Origin of the sequence: Streptomyces sp. 150FB, from assembly GCF_000818195.1 — a bacterium.
Taxonomy (GTDB): Bacteria; Actinomycetota; Actinomycetes; order Streptomycetales; family Streptomycetaceae; genus Streptomyces.
In genome coordinates this window covers 7,867,886-7,868,500 of the sequence record NZ_JTHL01000001.1, presented here as the reverse complement: position 1 = coordinate 7,868,500, position 615 = coordinate 7,867,886, and the positions used below count along the sequence as shown (strand labels likewise).

Here is a 615-nt window from a genome sequence, read left to right as displayed (position 1 = left end):
GGGGACCACCAGTCCCCGGCGGCCACCGCGTCGCGGGACCACGGCGGCGGGACCGACGCCCGAGGGGTCCTGCGGATCAGTGTGAGGGTCCGTGGGGGGACCGGCGCGCAGCACACCGAGCGCCCGGCGCATCGCAGCGAGCACGGCCCGTGCCTCCGCGCTCAGCCGCCGCAGGTCGGCGTCATCGGTCGTCGATCCCTTAGTCGCAGGCCCCTCGGTCGCCGATCTCTCGGTCGTCGGCCCGCCGGTCGCCCCGGTGTTCGCCGGTCCGGCGGAGCCGTGGTTCGCCGGTCCGGCAGGGCCGTGCACGGCCCCGGCGACCCGCTCGCACTGCCGCACCAGCCGGTGCAGCCCTGCGAGTACCCCGCTGCCGATCTCTCCGGCGATCCGGGCCCGTTCGTTCGCCAGCGCGGCGGCCTGTCGGGCCGTCTCGCGTGTGCGCCGCTCACGCTCCGCCCGCTCGGCCCCGGATCGCGCCAAGCGGCCCGGGATCGCACCGATGACCACGAACACACCGATGCCGAGCCCCGTCACGACGGCCGTCCCGGCCCGAACCAGCGGGCCACCGTGCGTCATCGGGACGAGCGCCGCCCCCGCGACCACCGCCGCCAGCGG

Annotated in this window: 1 pseudogene; it reads right to left on the bottom strand. The window is 77.4% G+C overall.

Features of this window, described 5'->3' with window-relative positions:
• Positions 1-615 (bottom strand): annotated as a pseudogene (locus QR77_RS47080) (hypothetical protein); the annotation flags it as partial.